At 57.1% G+C, this 19,522-nt stretch carries 18 protein-coding genes and 1 pseudogene; 15 read left to right on the top strand and 4 right to left on the bottom strand.

Going from position 1 to position 19,522, the window contains the following annotated elements:
* The first annotated feature begins 192 nt into the window (after positions 1-192).
* The 4 genes and pseudogenes from EN804_RS38885 to EN804_RS33015 all read left to right on the top strand — a co-directional run bounded on the left by EN804_RS38885 (position 193) and on the right by EN804_RS33015 (position 4,182).
* Positions 193-666, top strand: coding sequence for a DUF3363 domain-containing protein (locus tag EN804_RS38885; RefSeq protein ID WP_348631115.1), 474 nt, complete (start codon positions 193-195; stop codon positions 664-666).
* 608 nt (positions 667-1,274) lie between these two features.
* Positions 1,275-2,510 carry a D-amino acid dehydrogenase gene (locus EN804_RS33025; protein WP_127309732.1) on the top strand — a complete coding sequence of 412 codons (1,236 nt, stop codon included), beginning with the start codon at positions 1,275-1,277 and terminating at the stop codon, positions 2,508-2,510.
* 34 nt (positions 2,511-2,544) lie between these two features.
* Positions 2,545-2,805: pseudogene (locus tag EN804_RS38880) on the top strand (heme-binding protein); the annotation flags it as partial.
* 207 nt (positions 2,806-3,012) lie between these two features.
* Complete coding sequence (locus tag EN804_RS33015) at positions 3,013-4,182, top strand: Xaa-Pro peptidase family protein (protein WP_127309733.1); 1,170 nt, start codon at positions 3,013-3,015, stop codon at positions 4,180-4,182.
* Between the two features lie 58 nt (positions 4,183-4,240).
* Here the strand turns inward: EN804_RS33015 and EN804_RS33010 are convergent, their stop codons facing one another.
* From EN804_RS33010 to EN804_RS33000, 3 genes are all read right to left on the bottom strand, one after another.
* Positions 4,241-5,425, bottom strand: coding sequence for a glycine C-acetyltransferase (locus EN804_RS33010; protein WP_127309734.1), 1,185 nt, complete (start codon positions 5,423-5,425; stop codon positions 4,241-4,243).
* Between the two features lie 63 nt (positions 5,426-5,488).
* A complete protein-coding gene (locus tag EN804_RS33005) occupies positions 5,489-6,448 on the bottom strand; it encodes an aminotransferase class IV (protein WP_245463536.1) in 960 nt (319 codons plus the stop codon).
* Between the two features lie 310 nt (positions 6,449-6,758).
* Complete coding sequence (locus EN804_RS33000; RefSeq protein WP_127309735.1) at positions 6,759-7,214, bottom strand: Lrp/AsnC family transcriptional regulator; 456 nt, start codon at positions 7,212-7,214, stop codon at positions 6,759-6,761.
* Between the two features lie 250 nt (positions 7,215-7,464).
* On the opposite strand from EN804_RS33000, the gene EN804_RS32995 reads away from it, so the two are divergent.
* The 11 genes from EN804_RS32995 to gfa all read left to right on the top strand — a co-directional run bounded on the left by EN804_RS32995 (position 7,465) and on the right by gfa (position 18,044).
* Positions 7,465-8,631, top strand: a complete 1,167-nt coding sequence (locus EN804_RS32995) for an amidohydrolase (protein WP_245478204.1) — start codon at positions 7,465-7,467, stop codon at positions 8,629-8,631.
* Positions 8,632-8,797: 166 nt separating this feature from the next.
* Positions 8,798-9,643, top strand: coding sequence for a transporter substrate-binding domain-containing protein (locus EN804_RS32990; RefSeq protein ID WP_127309737.1), 846 nt, complete (start codon positions 8,798-8,800; stop codon positions 9,641-9,643).
* A gap of 61 nt (positions 9,644-9,704) precedes the next feature.
* Complete coding sequence (gene ehuC, locus EN804_RS32985) at positions 9,705-10,370, top strand: ectoine/hydroxyectoine ABC transporter permease subunit EhuC (protein ID WP_127309738.1); 666 nt, start codon at positions 9,705-9,707, stop codon at positions 10,368-10,370.
* A 3-nt stretch (positions 10,371-10,373) separates the two neighbouring features.
* On the top strand, positions 10,374-11,039 hold the full coding sequence (ehuD, locus tag EN804_RS32980; RefSeq protein WP_127309739.1) for an ectoine/hydroxyectoine ABC transporter permease subunit EhuD: 666 nt from the start codon (positions 10,374-10,376) through the stop codon (positions 11,037-11,039).
* Position 11,040: 1 nt separating this feature from the next.
* Positions 11,041-11,856, top strand: coding sequence for an ectoine/hydroxyectoine ABC transporter ATP-binding protein EhuA (ehuA, locus tag EN804_RS32975; RefSeq protein ID WP_127309740.1), 816 nt, complete (start codon positions 11,041-11,043; stop codon positions 11,854-11,856).
* A 466-nt stretch (positions 11,857-12,322) separates the two neighbouring features.
* Complete coding sequence (locus tag EN804_RS32970) at positions 12,323-13,546, top strand: cytochrome P450 (protein WP_127309741.1); 1,224 nt, start codon at positions 12,323-12,325, stop codon at positions 13,544-13,546.
* A gap of 11 nt (positions 13,547-13,557) precedes the next feature.
* A complete protein-coding gene (locus tag EN804_RS32965; RefSeq protein WP_127309742.1) occupies positions 13,558-13,875 on the top strand; it encodes a 2Fe-2S iron-sulfur cluster-binding protein in 318 nt (105 codons plus the stop codon).
* A gap of 64 nt (positions 13,876-13,939) precedes the next feature.
* A complete protein-coding gene (locus EN804_RS32960; protein WP_127309743.1) occupies positions 13,940-15,157 on the top strand; it encodes an FAD-dependent oxidoreductase in 1,218 nt (405 codons plus the stop codon).
* Positions 15,158-15,184: 27 nt separating this feature from the next.
* Positions 15,185-16,063 carry a hypothetical protein gene (locus tag EN804_RS32955; protein WP_127309744.1) on the top strand — a complete coding sequence of 293 codons (879 nt, stop codon included), beginning with the start codon at positions 15,185-15,187 and terminating at the stop codon, positions 16,061-16,063.
* 213 nt (positions 16,064-16,276) lie between these two features.
* Positions 16,277-17,404, top strand: a complete 1,128-nt coding sequence (locus EN804_RS32950; protein ID WP_127309745.1) for an S-(hydroxymethyl)glutathione dehydrogenase/class III alcohol dehydrogenase — start codon at positions 16,277-16,279, stop codon at positions 17,402-17,404.
* A 70-nt stretch (positions 17,405-17,474) separates the two neighbouring features.
* Complete coding sequence (gfa, locus tag EN804_RS32945) at positions 17,475-18,044, top strand: S-(hydroxymethyl)glutathione synthase (RefSeq protein ID WP_127309746.1); 570 nt, start codon at positions 17,475-17,477, stop codon at positions 18,042-18,044.
* A 219-nt stretch (positions 18,045-18,263) separates the two neighbouring features.
* Here the strand turns inward: gfa and EN804_RS32940 are convergent, their stop codons facing one another.
* Complete coding sequence (locus EN804_RS32940) at positions 18,264-19,490, bottom strand: acetyl-CoA carboxylase biotin carboxylase subunit family protein (RefSeq protein WP_127309747.1); 1,227 nt, start codon at positions 19,488-19,490, stop codon at positions 18,264-18,266.
* Positions 19,491-19,522 lie beyond the last annotated feature (32 nt).

Raw genomic sequence — 19,522 nt, 5'->3', positions numbered from 1 at the left:
ACGCTTCACCAGCATCGACCGTCGGCTGCTCAGCATGCGTGATGATGACGGCCTGGTCTCGCCGGGCGGTCCCGACGCCATTCGCCAGACGCTGCACCAGGGACGGCTGCGCAAGCTCGAGCGGATGCCTCGACGATGAGCTCGAAGCCACGCTGCGCCGCACCGGCGAACGCGGCGGACATCATCAAGACCATGCACCGCGAACTGACCGGCAAGGGGCTTGCCCGCAGTACCGCCGACTGGGTGATCCACGATCGAGCCGGCGAGCCCGTCCAGTCTCTCGTCGGTCGCGTTGTCGCGCGTGGACTGGCCGACGAGATCAATGACCGCCATTACATGATCGTCGACGCCGTCGACGGTAAGAGCCATTGGATCAACATCGGTAGAGGCGAGGCGACAGAACCGACGCCGCCGGCTGCATCGTGCATGTCACAGAAATGGTCGAGAAGGAGTGGCTTTGGCTGGCTGTCGATACAACGGCTTTGTCCTCGACGTTCTGGTGCAAAGCTGCAGAAATGCCAAGGCTGCAAAGCAGCTGATGCGCAGGCTCTGAAAAAGCAGGGCCATGCTCTGCGCGTGATGATCACCGACAAGCTCGGCTCCTCTGCCGTCGCCGGCATAGAGATCTTGTCGGAGGTCGAACATCACCGGCACAACGTTGCTTGACAATTGGCCGAAAACTCCCGCCTGCCTGTGCGACGACGAGAACGGATCACGAAGCGCTTCCAGTCACCACGCCAGCTTCAGCGGTTCGTCTCTATCCAAAACCCCATCGTCGATCTGTTCACTTCCCCGCCAATGTCTATCATCTTCCGACATTCGGGTCTGCGCAGCGCTGTCACAGAAAATACCGCGAAATCTCGCATGTCGCGCAGCTTGAAGTCTAACTTCGCTGGCCCGCTGTGCCGGCCTATCGGTGTTCCTCGGTGGCCAGGAGCCAGCGCCGACCTCCGCGGCCAGACCCACGTTGAGGTGCTAATTGACCCCAGTCGGAGTGGCTGGTCTAGGCCAAGCCGCCCTGTCTGATTGGGTGAGTCATCTCTCGATGGGTTTCGATCAGAAATCCACAAAAATGGTCCGTATGTTTCAATTAACCTGAGAAAATGGCGATCTATGGCAAGAGTTATCGTCGTATAGCTCCACCGTTCATCAGGCACAGCGGGAGAGATCGGCGAAATGCCGACGCCGACGCAGCAAGCTCTCAGGTACCCGAGACAGATTTGGGGATTCGCCGCGGGCCAGCCTCGCACCCGTTGCACCGTTCGGAGGTTAGAATGCCTAAAATAGTTGTCATCGGCGCCGGAATTGCCGGCGTGTCGACGACCTACGCATTGATAGAGCAAGGCTACGACGTAACTGTGGTCGAGCGGCGGCGCTATGCGGCGATGGAAACTTCATTCGCCAACGGTGGCCAGCTGTCCGCAAGCAATGCAGAAGTCTGGAATCACTGGTCCACCATCCTCAAAGGGATCAAGTGGATGCTTCGGCGGGATGCGCCGCTTCTTATGAACCCCACTCCGTCATGGCACAAGTACACCTGGCTGCTGGAATTCGTGTCCAATATTTCGCGATATCGCGAGAACACCATTGAAACGACCCGTTTGGCTATCGCGGCCCGTAAACACCTCTTCGATATCGCTGACCGAGAAGGGATCGATTTTGATCACGTCCGTCGCGGGATTCTGCATGTCTGTTGGGACAAAGCCGCCTTCGATCATGCGTTGAAGGTGAACGAGATGTTGAACGAGGGCGGCCTCGATCGTCGATCGGTGACGCCCGGCGAAATAGCCGGCATTGAACCTGCCCTGCATGGTAATTTTTATGGAGGATTTTACACCCCTTCGGATTCTACCGGCGACATCCACAAATATTGCGCGGGCTTGGAGAAGGCCTGCACAAAGCGTGGTGCCCAATTCATCTATGATGCTGCGGTAACTCGGATTGGACGCAGGGATCGCCTTGACCTCGCTTATACGACCGGTGGCGCCGATCAGACGCTGGAAGCCGACGGCATTGTAGTGTGTGCGGGAACGAACAGTCGCGATATCGCTGCGATGTTCGGGGATCGCGTCAACGTTTATCCGGTGAAAGGGTATTCAATTACGGTGGGGTTGGAGAGGTCTGCCTCAGATCTGGCACCTTGGGTAAGTATTCTGGACGACCGCGCAAAAATCGTGACCAGCCGCCTCGGCGCAGCGCGCCTGCGCGTAGCAGGCACCGCAGAGTTCAATGGTGTCAATTTCGACATCCGTGAGGATCGCATCAGACCTTTGGTAGACTGGACGCGTATGATGTTCCCGAAAGTGGCAACTGAGCACGTTGTGCCATGGGCGGGGCTTCGACCGATGATGCCAAATATGATGCCACGGGTCGGCAAGAGCCGGGTTCCGGGCGTGTTCTATAATACGGGTCACGGGCACCTAGGGTGGACGCTTTCTGCCGCTACGTCGGCGACGCTGGCCACAGTTGTGGCTACGGATCTTCCGGTCGATGCACGTTTGGCGGCATAGAGCCGCCTCTGTTATCAAGCTCAAGGGACTACAGATGACCAAACTGACATTGACATTTGCCAATTCAATCATTAGTCAGGCGTGCTTTACAGCAAACGGTAAGGGCCTGAAGCCCTGAGCATTGCGGTTCTCGATACTGGCGACCACTTGGTCGCGTTCCAGAAGCAAGTGGTGCTTCAATGCTCCGCTTTGAGATTGCATTCGGAAGGCTTACGGTGCCTTGGCCGCCGGATTCGGTTCACGCTGGCTCAACCAAGCGTCCGCAGACCGCCCTCACTTTGTAGCCGGGCTGACCGCTCACAGGCGGCCTGACTCAGGCAACCAGCGAAGCGCCTCGATCTTGCCGGGCCAGAGATCGGAGATCTGGCGGCCAATCAGGGCACATTTGCAATAGGGCCTGTGCCTCTGGCCCTATTTTGAAATGTTCCGCGCACTGGTTGCCCTTAGGTTGGTGGCTAAATGCTGCTGTCACGGCGCAAAACGTTTGGGAACAGGGTTAGAGATGGATCAGGAAGCCTCCTACGGCTTTGCGCCGACAGAGTTCGAAGAACGGGTCGCCCGGGCTCAGCGGTTAATGGGTCAACATCGCCTAGACGGCTTGTTGCTCACGTCGATGGACAACATCCGCTACTTCATCGGTGTCGATTCCACATTCTGGGAGAGCTATACCCGACCTTGGTTCGTGTTAATCCCTGCTACCGGTGCGCCCCTCGCAATCATTCCGGAGATCGGAAGGGCTATCATCGAGAAGACGTGGGTCAAGGAAATCAGATCCTGGCCTTCGCCTCGCCCAGAAGACGAGGGCACATCTCTTGTTGTCGAGGCGATATCGGGCCTACCCCGCCGACACGGACGCGTCGGAGCTGAACTTGGTTTCGAACTGCGACTGGGAATCCCGGTAACGCAATTGAATGCGATCAGCGGCGGTCTGAAAAGCGTCGAGATTATTGATGGCGCAAGCCTCATTTGGCAGCTTCGCATGATCAAGAGCCCGGCCGAGATCAGCAAAATCCAACAGGCCATCGACATCGCAGGTGCCGTATACGCCCAGGTGCCCGATTTCGTTAAGGTCGGCGATACCGAGCGTATGATCCTTCGGGAATTCCGCGGTCGCCTCAATGCTGGCGGCGCCGGCGCAATCCCAACCCTCATTTGCAGATCCGATGTCGGAGGGCCTTTCGAGATTACGGGCGGCCCAAGGGACCGGCCCATCGCTGATGGCGACCTGCTCTTCATCGACACAGGCACGACCTTCGACGGGTATTTCTGCGATTACGATCGCAATTACCAGATTGGCAGGGCTACAGATGCCCTACGGTATGCTCAGGAAAAGGTTTGGGAAGCGCACGAGACTGGGCTTCAAGCGGTAAGAGCGGGGCTTACTGCCGGATTTGTCTTTGAACAGATGGCCAAGGCACTCTCTTCGCGTGGTGCGGACCTCAACAGCAACGGACGCATGGGGCACGGCCTTGGGTTGCGGCTGACCGAGCCCCCGTCAATTCGACTGGAGGACGAGACAGTGTTGCAGCCAGGCATGGTGCTCTGCATTGAGCCTGCCTTGGAATACGAGCCAGGTAAAATCGTGCTGCACGAGGAAACAGTCGTGGTTACTGAAGGAAAGGCGCAACTGCTCACAGATCGGGCGCCGAAGCAGCTAGCGCAGATATGTTGATGGGGAAGAGACGCTGACGATTTGCGCTTTCCCCGAAGAGGTAGTTAGAGACCACCGATCATATGATCGAAAGTTCCTTAGCTACCTCCGCAAACGCCGTTACCGCATGGTCGATGTCCGCACTGGAATGCGCAGCCGACATCTGAGTGCGGATCCGCGCCTGGCCTTTCGGCACCACAGGAAATGAGAAGCCGATGACATAGATGCCGCGCTTCAGCATTCGCTGCGCCATCTCCTGCGCAAGGGCGGCATCGCCCAGCATCACCGGAATGATCGGATGATCGGCACCAGCAAGCGTAAAGCCCAGCCTACCCATTTGAGACCGGAAGCGTTCCGCATTGGCATATAGGCGCTCGCGTAGCGCGTCGCCATGCCGGATCAGCTCGAACACTTTCAGCGAGGCACCGGCAATCGCCGGCATCAGCGTGTTGGAGAAAAGATAGGGTCGCGATCGCTGGCGCAGCCAGTCGACCACCGGTTTTTTGCCCGATGTGTACCCCCCCGAGGCACCGCCCAGCGCCTTGCCGAGCGTGCCGGTGGTGATGTCCACCCTGCCCTCGACGCCACAATGTTCGGCCGAGCCACGACCGTTCTTGCCAACGAAGCCGACCGCGTGGCTATCGTCGACCATCACCACCGCATCGTATTTCTCGGCGAGGTCGCAGACCCCTCGCAGGTTGGCGATGATGCCGTCCATCGAGAACACGCCATCGGTGGCGATCAGCCGGAAACGGCAATCCTTCGCATCCTTCAGGCGCGCCTCGAGCTCGGCCATGTCGTTGTTGGCGTAGCGGAAGCGCTTTGTCTTCGACAGCCGCACACCGTCGATGATCGATGCGTGGTTCAGCGCATCGGAGATGATTGCATCCTCCTCACCGAACAGCGCCTCGAACAGGCCGCCATTGGCGTCGAAGCAGGAACCGTAGAGGATGGTCTCATCCATGCCGAGGAAGGCGGAAATCGTGGCTTCGAGCTCCTTGTGCTCTTCCTGGGTGCCGCAGATGAAGCGCACCGAGGCCATACCGTAGCCATATCGGTCGAGCGCCTGCTTGGCGGCCTCGCGCAGCTCAGGGCTGTCGGCGAGGCCGAGATAATTGTTGGCGCAGAAATTCAGCACCTTCTCGCCGCCGACCTCGATCTCGGCCGATTGGGTCGAGCTGATCACCCGCTCGGACTTGTAGAGCCCGGCTGATTTCAGGCCGGCGAGTCCGTTGGAGAGATGCAAGATGAAAGCGTCGGACATCGGCAAACTCACGGCAACACGGCCTTCCCCAATGGGAAGGCTTTTTCGACAAATATCGCGGCACTATCCGAAATTTACCGGGGTCGACCATGCGGGGTCGGCATGCTTCTCCCAATACAGATGTGTCAGCTGGCACGTCAGTCCACCGACCTTGCCGCCGCCTATCACGGTTTCGTCAATCTTGGACACGGGCATGATCCCGCCCGCTGTGGATGTGATGAAAACCTCATCGGCACCCTTCAGCTCGTCGCGATCAATGTCGCCGGCGCTGACAGAGAGGCCCAGTTCGCTGCATAGATCAAATACGGTCTGCCGGGTAATGCCGGCAAGGACGCCATAAGCCGGGGTCTTTAGACGGCCGGCTTTGACGATGAAAACGTTGAAGCCAGGCCCTTCGGCAATGTGATCGTTGATGTCGACAATCAATGCAGTTTCGGCACCGTAGTCATACGCATCAAACAGGCCTTTCACCAGATCGAGCCAGTGATAGTTCTTGATGGACGGATCGATCGACCTGGGCGGAATCCGAACGGTGTTGCTGATGGCGACGTGCAGGCCGCGCTCAAGCTGCTCTTTGTTCGCGACGGATCCGAACGGCACCGCGAATGCGATAAACCTATTCTCCGATTCCCGCGGGTCACGGCTAAAGGTGGGCGAGCCACCTCGCGTGCAGACCATTTCGACATATGCCGACTTGTGACCAGATAGCGCCACGCAGGTTGACAGAATCTTCTCGATCTCACTGCGGTTGTAGTGAAGCTTCATGCGGAGCTTTTCCATGCCGCGAAAGAACCGCTCCAGATGCAGGTCCAGCCTGAAGAACCGTCCGTTCCATACATGGACGGTGTCGTAGGTGGCATCGGAATGCAGAAAGCCCCAATCCAAGACGGATATTTTGGCTTCGGACATCGGCAGGTACTGACCGTCCATGAAGGCTACGCCATGAGGATACTGTCGTTGATCCAGGTGCCGTTGCTCTATGGTCGGGAGAGATGTTGCAGGTTCGGCTGCAGCAAGTGTCATTCCTGAGTCCTCCAAATCTTTCAATCCAGGCGCTTCGCACACCCGATCACGATTTACCGCCGCGAGACCGCCCAGCGGCTCCACGTCCCAGCAGTTCGAATGTTGGCGCACCTCGGACCACCCAGCACGCGGCGCGTGCCGGTGTCGACCCGACCGGGGCCATAAGCCCTTTGGTCCGACCACGGGTCACCCCGCGATCCAATTAAATCGCAGACTTCGATGCGCTGATTGCGATCAAAGTGGCGCGCCGGCCGAAATGCACGCTTCAAAAACCGGGTGGGAGTGGTGGAAACGTTCAGCCTTGAAGTGTCTACACTAGAACCCGGGGCTCAAACTTAACTCGGTCCAACGCAATCATGCTCTTGAACTTGCGCACATTGGGATTTGTGTAGAGTTTGGTCTTTACAAAAACGTCGAAGGCCTCGACGTCCTCCACCGCTACAATAAGAACGAAGTCGGCATCGCCTGTGATCATATAGCATTGAGTGACTTCTTTTGCCGTCCTCATCGCTCGCTTGAAGTCGTCGACGAGGTCCAAACGCTCACGGTCGAGTTCTACGGTGACGACCACTGTCAACGACTTCCCGAGCGCCTTGGGGTCGACTAAGGAGATATCAGCGGTCACAACCCCGTCGGCGCGTAACCTGTTGACCCGGCGCATGCATGAGGCAGCAGACGAACCCACGAGGTCCGCAAGCTCGGCAAACGACAGCCTGTTGTTCTTCTGAAGCGCCCCGAGTATCCGGCGGTCAAGATCATCTATCATCCCTGCACCTCAGATGCGAAACCATCATGTGGCATTAGCGATCCGAAATGCTCGTTGCAAGATCGGAGGCGTAACGAAACGCTACCCCATGCAAATGGAGCCATCATTGCAATCGTGATGGAAGCGTGATCGTTTCCTCTCATCCCAATGCGTGTTTTGACCAAAATATCCCAAATGTTTCCTGTAAATCTGCACAATGCCAGCCACATGGCGCTCCGTAGGACGACAGGCGCCGATGAATGGAGTCAGCATGTTCCAGAAGTTTTATCATCTGGCCGACGAGGCTACAGCTTGGCGCAGGCATCTTCATCAAAACCCCGAACTCGACTTCGCTGTGCATGAGACGGCACGTTTCGTCACGGAAAAGTTGGTGTCCTTTGGAATCAACTATATCGAAACCGGCATAGCCGGCACCGGCGTCGTCGCTTTCATCCAGGGCGAAGGCGGCGACGGGCCGACTATCGGCCTCCGTACAGATATGGACGCCTTGCCCATCCATGAAGTGTCTGGAAAGGATTGGTCCTCGAGGACCCCCGGGAAGATGCACGCCTGCGGTCACGACGGCCACACGGCGATGCTGCTTGGTGCTGCAAAGTACCTTTCCCAAAGAAGGAGTTTCAGAGGCACCGTCGCGCTTATCTTCCAGCCGGCCGAGGAGGTCGAATTGCCGTCGGGCGGGCTCAAGATGGTCGAAGACGGCTTTTTGGACCGTTTTGGCATCTCCCAGGTCTTCGGAATGCACAACTGGCCAGGGATCGATGTAGGCAAATTCGCGATCTGCGCAGGCTCGATGATGGCCTCCCAAGATGATTTCGATATCGTTGTAAAAGGTCGCGGCGGGCACGCTGCAGCCCCGCACCTTGCGGTCGATCCGGTCGTTATCGCCGCCCAAGTCATCACTGGCCTGCAAGGACTTGTGTCGCGCAGCACCGATCCAATCGAGTCGCTGGTAATTTCCGTCACGAAACTCAGGGCCTCGAATGCTTACAATGTGATCGCCGACGAAGTTGAACTGGCTGGAACCGTCCGCGCATTGGCCCCTTCCCTGCGTGACTTCGCCGAGACCCAGATCGAGCTCGTTGCGCGGAAAATCGCGCAAGCTTTCGGGGGCGACATTGCCTACCGGTACCGCCGATCGGTTCCAGCGGCAGTGAATGATAGCGCTGCCACTGCTCTTGCCATCCGTGCGGCTCAAGGCACCGGCGCGGCAGCGGTAGACGACAGATTGAGGCCGGCCATGGTTGCAGAAGATTTCGCTTACATGCTGCAGGCACGCCCAGGAGCCCTCATTTTCATCGGCAATGGCCCTTCGGCCGCTTTGCACAATGGCGCTTACGATTTTGACGATCACGCAATCCCGTACGGCGTGGCTTATTGGGTGAACGTCGTGGAGGCTGCCCTTGGAAAAGATGGCTAACATTTCAAAAAAGCTGGACTTATGGTTGGAACGTTTCGCCCATCCGGCACATTTGGCGAAATACCATGCAAAGAGTGCTCCATGATGCGCAAGTACGGTCGGTTGCATCTTTGCCACAGGCAGCCGCAATCAACCACGATCAATCGTGGCAGTAAGGGGTAGCAAAATGAAAACCAAAATGGGAACAGCCATTCTAGCAGCCGGTATTTCCTTGTTCGCAGGCGCCTACACGGTAACTGCAGGTCCACTTTCGGACCGCATCAGCGCCGGTCAGCCGATCCGGATCGGGTTCTCTAACGTGCCGATCTATGCCTTTCCGGACGACAAGGGCCAGCCAAAGGGGTTCGTGAACGACGTCGCGCTCGGCATTTTGAAAGACATGGGCCTGACCAATTTCGAGACCACCGTTACCGATTGGGGCGGCCTTATCCCCGGCCTGCAGGCCAACCGCTATGACATAATCACGGGTGGAATGTACATCCTGGGAAGCCGCTGCAAGAACGTTGCGTTTTCTGAGCCAATTGCGAAGACCGGTGATGCGTTTCTGGTGCCCGCCGGAAATCCCAAGGGCATCCACAACTACAAGGATATCCTTCAGAAGAACGCTGCATTCGTCACCTATTCAGGCGCAAACCTGATCGAGGCAGCAAAAAAGGAAGGCGTGAGCGACGACCAGATAACACAGGTGCCAGGACCGTCTGAGGTCCTGGCCGCGGTCAAATCGGGCCGCGCGGACGCCGGCGGTATGACCTATTTCGAAGTGAAGTCCATGGCGGATGGGTCGAACGGCCAGTTTGAAGCTACAAACCCCGCGGACCTGCCCGAATGGACACAGAACTGGGTGGGCATTGGGTTTCGCACGGAGGACGCTGATTTCTTGGCCAAGTTCAACGAGGCCTTGAAAAGATACGTTGGGACTCCTCGGATGATCGAGGCCATTAAGCCGTACGGCTTGTCCGAGGTTAATCTTCCGGGTCCCACCACGACCCAGTGGGCTTGCTCAAACCGGTAAGGTACAGCGGATGCGGGCACCCGCTGGGAGCCCGCATCCCGGTCCTGCTAGCGGATAGATTATGGGTTTTCTAGAGTTTCTTGCGCAGTACTGGCCCCGGTTGTTATCAGGCACCTGGGTGACGATCCTTATTTTTGCATGCTCGGCGGTTCTAAGCATCGCGTTATCGATGATCGCAGGCCTCTGCAAGCTTGCGCCAACGCCCCTTCTGCGAGCGGTCGCCGTTTGCTACGTCGAACTGTTCAGAGGCACGTCCCTATTGGTCCAGCTCTACTGGATCTTTTTCGTGCTTCCGCTCTTCGGCCTTACAATCGAGAAGTTTACCGCAGGGTGTTTGGCGATTGGCTTGAACATCGGGGCTTACGGCGCCGAACTGGTTAAGGGCGCCGTTCTTGCAGTGCCAAGGGGGCAGTGGGAAGCCGCATTGGCCATCAATATGGCTCCAGCCCAGCGGATGCGGCGCGTTATCCTCCCCCAGGCGCTGGTGATTGCATTGCCGGCCTGGGGCAATCTTTTGATCGAGTTGTTGAAGGCCACGGCCCTCGTGTCCCTAATATCGGTTTCGGACGTCATGTTCGAAGCCAAGCAGATCAACGGCCAGACATTTCTGTCGGCCCAGGTTTTCGGCGCAGCGCTGGTCATCTACTACATATTGGCGAGATTCTTGCTGACTCCCGGTATGCGCAGTCTCGAGAAGCGAATGCGCTCCAAGTTGGGCTCAGCTTGAGTCATGTTCAAATGGGACTGGGATTTCACCTGGCAAATCTTACCGCGGTTGATACACGCCACGGGCAACACCCTCATTGCCGCACTGTCCGGCTATGCTATTGCTATGGTGCTGGGTCTGGCACTTGCCCTTGTTCAGCGTGGCAATGCTACAGTCCTGCGTTGGCTCATTCGTGAACTGATAGAGTTTATCCGCTCGACACCGCTCCTCGTTCAGGTTTTTTTTGTTTTCTACGTTGCCCCACAATTTGGAGTTCGGCTGAGTCCATGGGTATCAGGGATGCTAGCCATCGGGCTCCACTATGCCTGCTACCTGTCCGAAGTCTATCGCGGCGGGATCGAAGGGGTCGCCCATGGGCAATGGGAGGCGGCAACCGCGCTGAACATGTCCACCAAACAGACCTATGTTCGAATCGTCATCCCTCAGGCAATCCCGCTCTGCATTCCAGGAATGGGTAACTATCTGGTTGGTATATTCAAAGACACCCCGATGCTCTCGGTGATAGGTGTCGCAGAGCTGATGCACACGGCCAACGCTATTGGAACCGAGAATTACCGTTTCCTAGAGCCTTACACTTCGGTCGGAGTGATATTCCTAGCGATTTCATTGCCTTCAGCCGGCTTGGTGAACCTATTGGAACGGTATCTCCGCCATAGGTTAGGAACTTAACATGACCAACCTTATGAACATGCCCCTGCAACTCACTGGCGATACCACGCCCGTCGTGAGTTTCAGAAAGGTGCGAAAGGCCTACGGGCCGATCGTTGTGCTTGAAGACCTGAACCTTGATGTGGCGGCAGGAGAAACGGTCACCATCGTAGGCCCGTCAGGATCAGGCAAGACAACCGTATTGAGAGTCTTGATGACACTGGAGACAATCAATGGAGGATGTATTTACGTCGATGGAAAGCCCCTGACCCACATGGAAAAGAATGGAGTGCTGGTCCCGGCTAGTCAAAAATACATTCGCAGCCGCCGCTCCGATATCGGCATGTGCTTTCAGCATTTCAATCTTTTTCCCCACATGACTGCCCTGGAGAATTGCATGGAGGGCCCGGTTCAGGTGTTAAACATGCCAAAAGCCGAGGCTCGCGACCGCTGTGTCGAGTTGCTCGAAATGGTCGGCATGCTTCATAAAATGGATCAGCACCCCTCGAGGCTGTCAGGCGGCCAGCAGCAGCGCGTAGCAATCGCCCGCGCGCTAGCAATGCGACCGAAGGTTATGCTGTTTGACGAGGTCACATCCGCGCTTGACCCAGAAGTTATTGGTGAGGTCACTAACGTCATCAGGAAGCTCGTCGCGGAACATAACCTGACCATGCTGATGGTGACGCATCAGATGGGGTTCGCCCGCGATATTTCTGACAGGGTGTGTTTCTTCTACGGCGGCAAGATTGAGGAACAAGGTACCCCAGCAGAGTTATTCTCAAACCCGCAAAGGGAGAGGACCCAGCAGTTTCTTCGCGCCGTAAAGGAAGCCATCTGATCAGGATCGGCCTCGCCCAAAATGATTGACGCGGGCTCAAAATGGCTCGAGAAGCGGCCAACGCTCTTTGCCTTTAACTTCGCTGGACGGTCCCTCCTGTAGATCCGTTTCATGCCACGCAAGACTATGCAGAGCCTATTTCAACCGGCATCATCTTTTGACACGTATGCAGGCCATGCATGGCCTAATTTGCACCTGGTCACGCTTCCCCATGATCGTGCCTAGCGATCAGACGAAGCTACGTAGCGCCTGTTGAGAGCCCTAGGGCGGGCTTGTGACGGCTTGGCAATGCATGGGGCGTTAGAGGTGGAAACGTGGTGCGTGGTTGTGTCGGGCGAACAGCAGCGTACGCGCAGCTTCAACGCCACCCTTGGAGCCGTTCTCCCGAAAGCATCCCGCGATTGGTGTACGGATACTCTCGCAACCTGGAACCGATAAGACACTATTTTGATCAAGGAACGCCATCATGACACCTGCCTTGACGCCGATTTCTTCCCCCGATTGGTCGATGCTATCGCTGGCAGACGTGGACCCGTTCCCAAGTTACGATGAACTCAGGAGGCGCGGCCCCTTGGTGTGGGACCCCGGCATGAACTGCTGGCTCGCCGTCAGTTACGATGCCTGCAAAATTACGGAATCCGATGAAGAAACTTTCCGGATCATGTACGTCGACGCATCGCCGAAGACGCTCGAGATCAATGGCGGGGCGACCGGCGTATCGGTGATGACCGGTGAGAAACACGCGGCCATGCGGCGGGTTTATCTCAAGCTTCTCAGCCCCAGTGCCATGACAAAATACCGAGTTGACCACGTGTTGCCCGTTATCAACGATGCGATAGACCGCTTCCAGAAAAGGGGCGGTGCTGAACTCGTCACTGAGTATGCGCAGGCCATTCCAGAGCGGGTAATGGCCTCAATGTTCGGGCTCCCGTGGAAGGACGATGCGCTCGTCACGCAGGTTGCGGAGTGGCACAAGGATATCGTGGCTTGGATCGGTATGAAAAATGCCGGCGGCGAATTGATGCAAAAAGCTCAGCATGCGTCGGACAAGCTGAACGAGCTGTTCCTTCCCCTCGTCCTGGAACGAAAAGACAAGCGCGGAGACGATTTCATAAGCTTGCTCTGGTCGCAGGGCGAGAAAGATTATCCTGGCCTCGGGGTAACGGAAGTTCTCCATAATACACGAGATTCTGCCATTGGCTCAGGAGAAACGACGGCAAATGCCATTGCCAACGCGGTCTACCTTTATCTGACTAATCCCGAAGCCCGGCGTGCAATCACAAACGATCAGGGAGCAACCCTCAACGTCTTCGTGGAAGAGACCCTGCGGCTTTTGGGATCCGTGCAATGGCGCTTCCGCGTAGCGAACCACGACGTATCGGTCTTGGGTGTTTCGGTGAAGAAGGACGACGTGATTTGCAATCTGCACGCGGCCGCGAACCGCGATCCGGAACACTATAGTTGTCCACACGCCCTGGATCTCACCAGAAAAGCGCCGAATGACCATCTGGCCCTGAACGTTGGCCCGCGGCTCTGCGCAGGCATGCACTTTGCCCGGCTTTTAATGCGTGAAGGCATGAAGGGCCTTATCGAACGGCTTCCCGAGCTACGGCTTGATCCGTCCATGGAGCCGCCACGCTTTAGGAACTATTCCCATCGTTCCTACGGACCACTCAACGTTCTATTTTGAGGTAAATCAGGGTGAGAATAGTCGTATACGACCAGGGCGGCGCAAGAGTCGAAATCCGTGATGTAGCCGGACAAACTCTTATGAGCGTTATCCGCGATGCAGGCCTCAACATCACGGCCCAATGCGGCGGCTGTGCGGCATGCGCGACGTGCCACGTATATGTGGAAGATGAATGGACCAGCAAGCTAAAGCCAGTCAGCGATGTTGAAGATGCCATGCTGGACATCGCTGAAGAGCGGCAGGAGAACTCTCGACTCTCTTGTCAAGTCAAGCTGACTGAAGATCTCGACGGTTTGACCGTGAGGCTGGCACCTGGTTCCGGATTCTAGCGCAAGCCTATCACCTCTTGCGGCCCTTTTTTGCAGCAATCCAACGACGGCGGAAGCACGCCTTATGCGAAAGAGACTACTGATAGTCGGGGGCTCATACGCCGCATCCGAGTTGGCGTGCCAGGCGCGTGAGAGCGGCTATGCGGAAGAGATCTTGATCGTTAGTGATGAAGGCGACCTTCCATACCATAGGCCGCCCCTTTCCAAGTCCTATCTCAAGGACCCTGGTGAGGAGCTCATGCCTCTAAGGGCAGAAGCCTTCTACAGGGACAAGGCCATTGAAGTAGAGCTGGGCTCGAAAGTCGTCGCGATTGACGGGCGTGGGAATCGTGCCACCCTGTCCAACGACGTTGTCATACCATTCGACACCCTGGCCCTGACAACAGGCGCCCGTGCGCGCACGCTGCCCGGCCTCGAAACATGCCCCGGCAACCTGCACTACGTTCGCAGCGTTGCAGATGCCCGAAATCTTCGCTTGGCAATCCCTGGTGCGGAAAAGGTAGTGATTATCGGCGCAGGGTTCATTGGTCTCGAAGTCGCATCTGCCCTTGTTCGGCAAAACAAACACGTAACGGTAGTGGAAGCTGCGGACCGGGTTCTGGCTCGCGCGGTATCCCCGGAACTTTCGAGATTGCTGTCGGCAATTCACGCACAAAACGGGGTGAACCTAATCACTTCCCGTAAGGTGCGCCCGATCATTGGCCCCAGCGGCCAGATCAATCGTCTCGAAATGGACGACAGCTTGATCCTGAAAGCGGATATCGTCGTTGTTGGGGTCGGCTCTCAGCCCAATCTCGAGCTCGCGCAGCAGCTCGAGTTGCATGTGGGAAACGGGATTATTGTCGACAATAGGTCGCGCACCTCCAAGAGCAACGTATTTGCAGCGGGAGACTGCGCCACGTTCGCTGGTGAGTTCAACCGCGCGGGGATCCGCCTTGAATCGGTGCAGAACGCGATCGATCAGGCCCGCATAGCCGGCAACGCGATAGCTGGAGGAGACAAAGTCTACCACGCCGTACCTTGGTTCTGGTCCGATCAGTACGAGTCGAAAATCCAGATTGCGGGTCTATCTAGCGAGACGACCCATTCTGAATCGCGGCGCGGAGAGAAATCGGATGTTTCTGTGTTTCATTTCCGCGACGACGTCTGCGTCAGCGTTGAAAGCGTTAATCGTCCCCGAGACCACATGGCAGCGCGCCGCCTTCTGGCGGGCGGTAAGGACATTACCAGACGGCGTCTTCAAGAGGTTGATTTCAATATATCGGCCCTCCTAAACGCCTAGGCGTCCATAATACCAAGAGGCAGCATCATGTCTACTTCAGCTCAGTTAGCGTTGCATGATGAGATATTCTCTGTCGCCAGCGTGGCACAGGGCGTGCCCGCTTGCACTGAAGCTGAGTGTCTGGCGTACGGCAATGGTGTTTGGGTTGAGGTCGAGGGAATATGCGACTGTATCCGCCACTGGTCGTCCGGTTTGTCCAATCGGACCCCAATGGCAGTGTTCTACATACATGGCGATCGCTTGTGGTTTGGAGAACCTGCGGGGTACGAGGACAACAGCGTTGCGAGGCAGCAGACCTATGCGAATATGACAGCGTCTTCGCTCGGAATGCCGTTCGTCAAGATCGCCCGGCCGGGACTCTATGGGTCGTCGGGCAAACACAGTTTGGCTCGCCAGATGCGCGAGATGGAGCTCGTTGCGGGGGCTGTTCGACAGCTTATCGCACGCCATAATATCAAGCGTTACGGATTTGCGGGACAGTCCGGCGGCGGTAGTGTAGCCAGTTATTTGCTGACGCAATTTCCGGACGTAGAATGTGTCGCATTTTCAGCCGCTTGCCTGTCCCTGGATGGGCTGCGCAGGGGTAGCCTGGAGCGCAGTGGGTACGATGGAGCGGATAATATCTATGACCCGGTTGTGCATCTGTCCAAGATCGCGATGAATCCTCGCCGTCGCTTGTTTGTCATTGGTGATGAAAAGGATGAGTCAGCGCTATTTTTGAACCTGGAGGACTACTATCAGGCTGCGAAGGCGCTAGGCCACGATGTCACTCTCATCCGAACCGAAGCTCTCGGTAACAACCATGTCCTGGACGCCACAGGCCAGCACGCGGTGGCGTGGGCTTTGAAGGGACTGTCCACGAAACAGATCGAAAAGAAAATCGCCAGCAAAGAAATCGTGGGTTAAACGGTGGCTGGCTGAGACAAACGAGGAGATCTACCAAGTTGCTCATATTTGCAATGTGAGTATGCCTGTTCCGTGCCCAGGCAGCTTTTGCAGAAACGCTGCCGGCAATTAGCTGATATCAGTTGATCAGGGACACCAAGAGACATCCGTGTTAGTCAGTCACATGACATGTCGAAGCGAACAAGCCAGTAGCCAAGATTAAGGATATAAATCATGAAAACGCGCGCCGCTGTCGCTGTCGCCGCCGGAAAGCCGCTGGAGATCATGGAGGTCGATCTCGACGGCCCACGTGAGGGCGAGGTGCTGGTCGAGATCAAGGCGACCGGCATCTGCCACACCGACGAATTCACGCTGTCTGGCGCCGATCCGGAAGGCCTATTTCCGGCGATTCTGGGCCATGAGGGCGCCGGCGTGGTCGTCGATATCGGCAAGGGCGTCACCTCGCTCAAGAAGGGCGACCACGTCATCCCGCTCTACACGCCCGAATGCCGCCAGTGCCATTCCTGCCTGTCGCGAAAAACCAATCTGTGCACGGCCATCCGCGCCACCCAGGGCCAGGGCCTGATGCCCGATGGTTCATCGCGCTTCTCGATCGGCAAGGACAAGATCTTTCACTATATGGGCTGCTCGACTTTCTCCAATTTCACCGTGCTGCCCGAGATCGCGCTGGCCAAGGTCAACCCCGACGCGCCCTTCGACAAGATCTGCTACATCGGCTGCGGCGTCACCACCGGTATCGGCGCTGTGATCAACACTGCCAAGGTCGAGATCGGCGCGACAGCCGTGGTCTTCGGCCTCGGCGGTATCGGCCTCAACGTCATACAGGGCCTGAAACTTGCCGGCGCCGACATGATCATCGGCGTCGATTTGAACAACGACAAGCAGGAATGGGGCGAGCGGTTCGGCATGACGCATTTCGTCAATCCGAAGGAGATCGACGGCGATGTCGTGCCCCACCTCGTCAACATGACCAAGCGTGGCGCCGACCAGATCGGCGGCGCCGACTACACATTCGACTGCACCGGCAGCACCAAGGTGATGCGCCAGGCGCTGGAAGCCTCGCATCGCGGCTGGGGCAAGTCGGTCGTCATCGGCGTCGCCGGTGCCGGCCAGGAGATCTCGACGCGGCCGTTCCAACTGGTCACCGGCCGCACCTGGATGGGAACCGCCTTCGGCGGCGCGCGCGGCCGCACCGACGTGCCGAAGATCGTCGACTGGTACATGGCCGGCAAGATCGAGATCGATCCGATGATCACCCACACGCTGAAGCTCGAGGACATCAACAGGGGTTTTGACCTCATGCATGAAGGCAAGTCGATCAGGAGTGTGGTGGTTTACTGAGGAGGAGAAAGCCGCCGGCTAACCAGCCAGCGGCCGAAAAATGCAGATGCTCAACACGGGAGGAGACAAAATGCCGGAAAAACTGCATCCTAAAATCGACAATGGACTGCCACGGGAAAAGCCCGACTTTGCCGGCGGCACGCTGGTCTGCGCCTGCACCAGCAACCCGGTCAAGGTGAAGGTCAAGGGCCAGATCGCCCACAACCATGCCTGCGGCTGCACCAAATGCTGGAAGCCGGAAGGCGCATTGTTCTCGGTCGTGGCGGTTGCCGCTACAAACGACGTGACCGTGACCGAAAACGGCGACAAGCTGAAGGTGGTCGATCCGGGCGCGCTGATCCTGCGCCATGCCTGCACGGGCTGCGGCGTCCACATGCACGGCCCGGTCGAGCGCGACCATCCGTTCAAGGGCCTGTCCTTCATCCATCCGGAACGCTTCCAGGAAGACGGCTGGTCGCCGCCGGGCTTCACCGCCTTTGTCTCGTCGATCATTGAATCCGGTGTCGATCCGAGCCGCATGGACGGCATAAGGTCACAGCTGAAGTCGATCGGGCTCGAACCTTATGATTGCCTCAATCCAGGACTGATGGACTATATCGCCACCTGGACGGCTAAGAAGTCTGGCGCACTGCGGGCCTGAAACGTTGCGATAGGGCCGGGTACTGTCCGGCCCTTGCGCAACGCTGGAATTCACACACCGGGTGGAAAGAAGTATCATATGGGACTTTCTCCAGCCAAGAAAGCACGATGCAGGTCCGCAAAGAAAACGCAGACAAACACCTTCAGTACCCCGCCGCGCTCGACGGGGCTACGATGCCTCTTATTTCGATGGTGCGCGGACGTTAGCTTCTTCTATTTACTAAGGGGTCGGAAATGGTGCAATCGACCAGCCGATTAAGTCCACAGCCTCCTGAAGTATCGCCTCGGTCTGCGCACGGGTGGCTGAAGCGGCGATGACACATCCGATCCAGTCTCCGAGATCGCCTTTCCTAACGATGGGCGTCTTGGGTTCAACATAAAACGTGACCTCGGCTACCCCCGGTATGGCAGCCGCCCGACTGTCGCCACTGATCCAATCGAGAGTGCCATCGCGATCAGGTATCAAAAAACGCGCGGCCGCAGTGCGCGAATGCATTCTGCGCAAATTCGATTCCTCGCCGATGACAAGCTTGATGTGCTCGGTGACGAGATCGAGCCCGTAAGTGAGCTGAACCAGTTGAGGACCGGGCACACCACCAAGACGCGGGTTAACTTCAATAACCACAGGGCCACGGTTCGTCCAACGGAATTCTATGCAGGTGGGTCCCCAACCAAGGCCGAGAGCGCGCAAACAGGTCAGGGAAAGTTCAACAATCCGCTCTTGCTCTTCATCAGTCAGTAGGGCCGGTAGGGTGTATTCACGAAAGACGAAGTACGGCTCGGGGCCGACCTCACCGCCGTAAATCCCGATGACCTCATCTCCCATTATCTCGGAGCAATAGTAGGGACCTTGCGCGAATTCTTCGACCAGGATCCTGGGTGAAAACCGCCATACGTGCTTCCCACCCAATAGATAAGTCGTATGTTCCTTTAACTCATCGACGTTTCGGCACAACCGGACCCCGCTGCTGGCGTTGCCTACCGCTGGCTTAAGAACCACCGGCAGGCCGATTTCGGCGGCGGCGCTTTTAACGTCCGCCGCATCCGCTGCCAAGCGATAAAGAGGGAGGGGAACGCCAGCCTCCGCAAGAAGCTGAAGTTGAATAAATTTGTCGGAGCACTGTTCAATCGATGCCGGGTTCGGTCCAGGTAGATCGAAATGCCGACAGAGCCTGCCAGCTGTCGCATAGACCCATTCGCCGGGGTTCGGAAAGCCGGTAATGCCGGCAATGTCATAGTTCTCAGCCAGGCGGGAACATTCGCGGATTAGCGCATCGAGATTGTCTGTATCCACACATATCGCCTCTATGCCTTCCGCCGCAAGATAGTCGTACCGAGTTGGATCAGATGACATAACAAATGGTAAAAGATCAAGATTCTTAGCCGCTTTGACGTATCGGGAACCATTACTTGAAGATTCAATGAAGATGAGCGCTCTTCTTGCCACTTGTTTCGACCTCCAATATTTCGTGCTGTGCG

It is taken from the genome of Mesorhizobium sp. M8A.F.Ca.ET.161.01.1.1 (genome assembly GCF_004792105.1).
Lineage (GTDB): Bacteria > Pseudomonadota > Alphaproteobacteria > Rhizobiales > Rhizobiaceae > Mesorhizobium.
The sequence above is the reverse complement of the archived record's forward strand: the minus strand, read 5'-3'. Positions and strand labels throughout refer to the sequence as shown.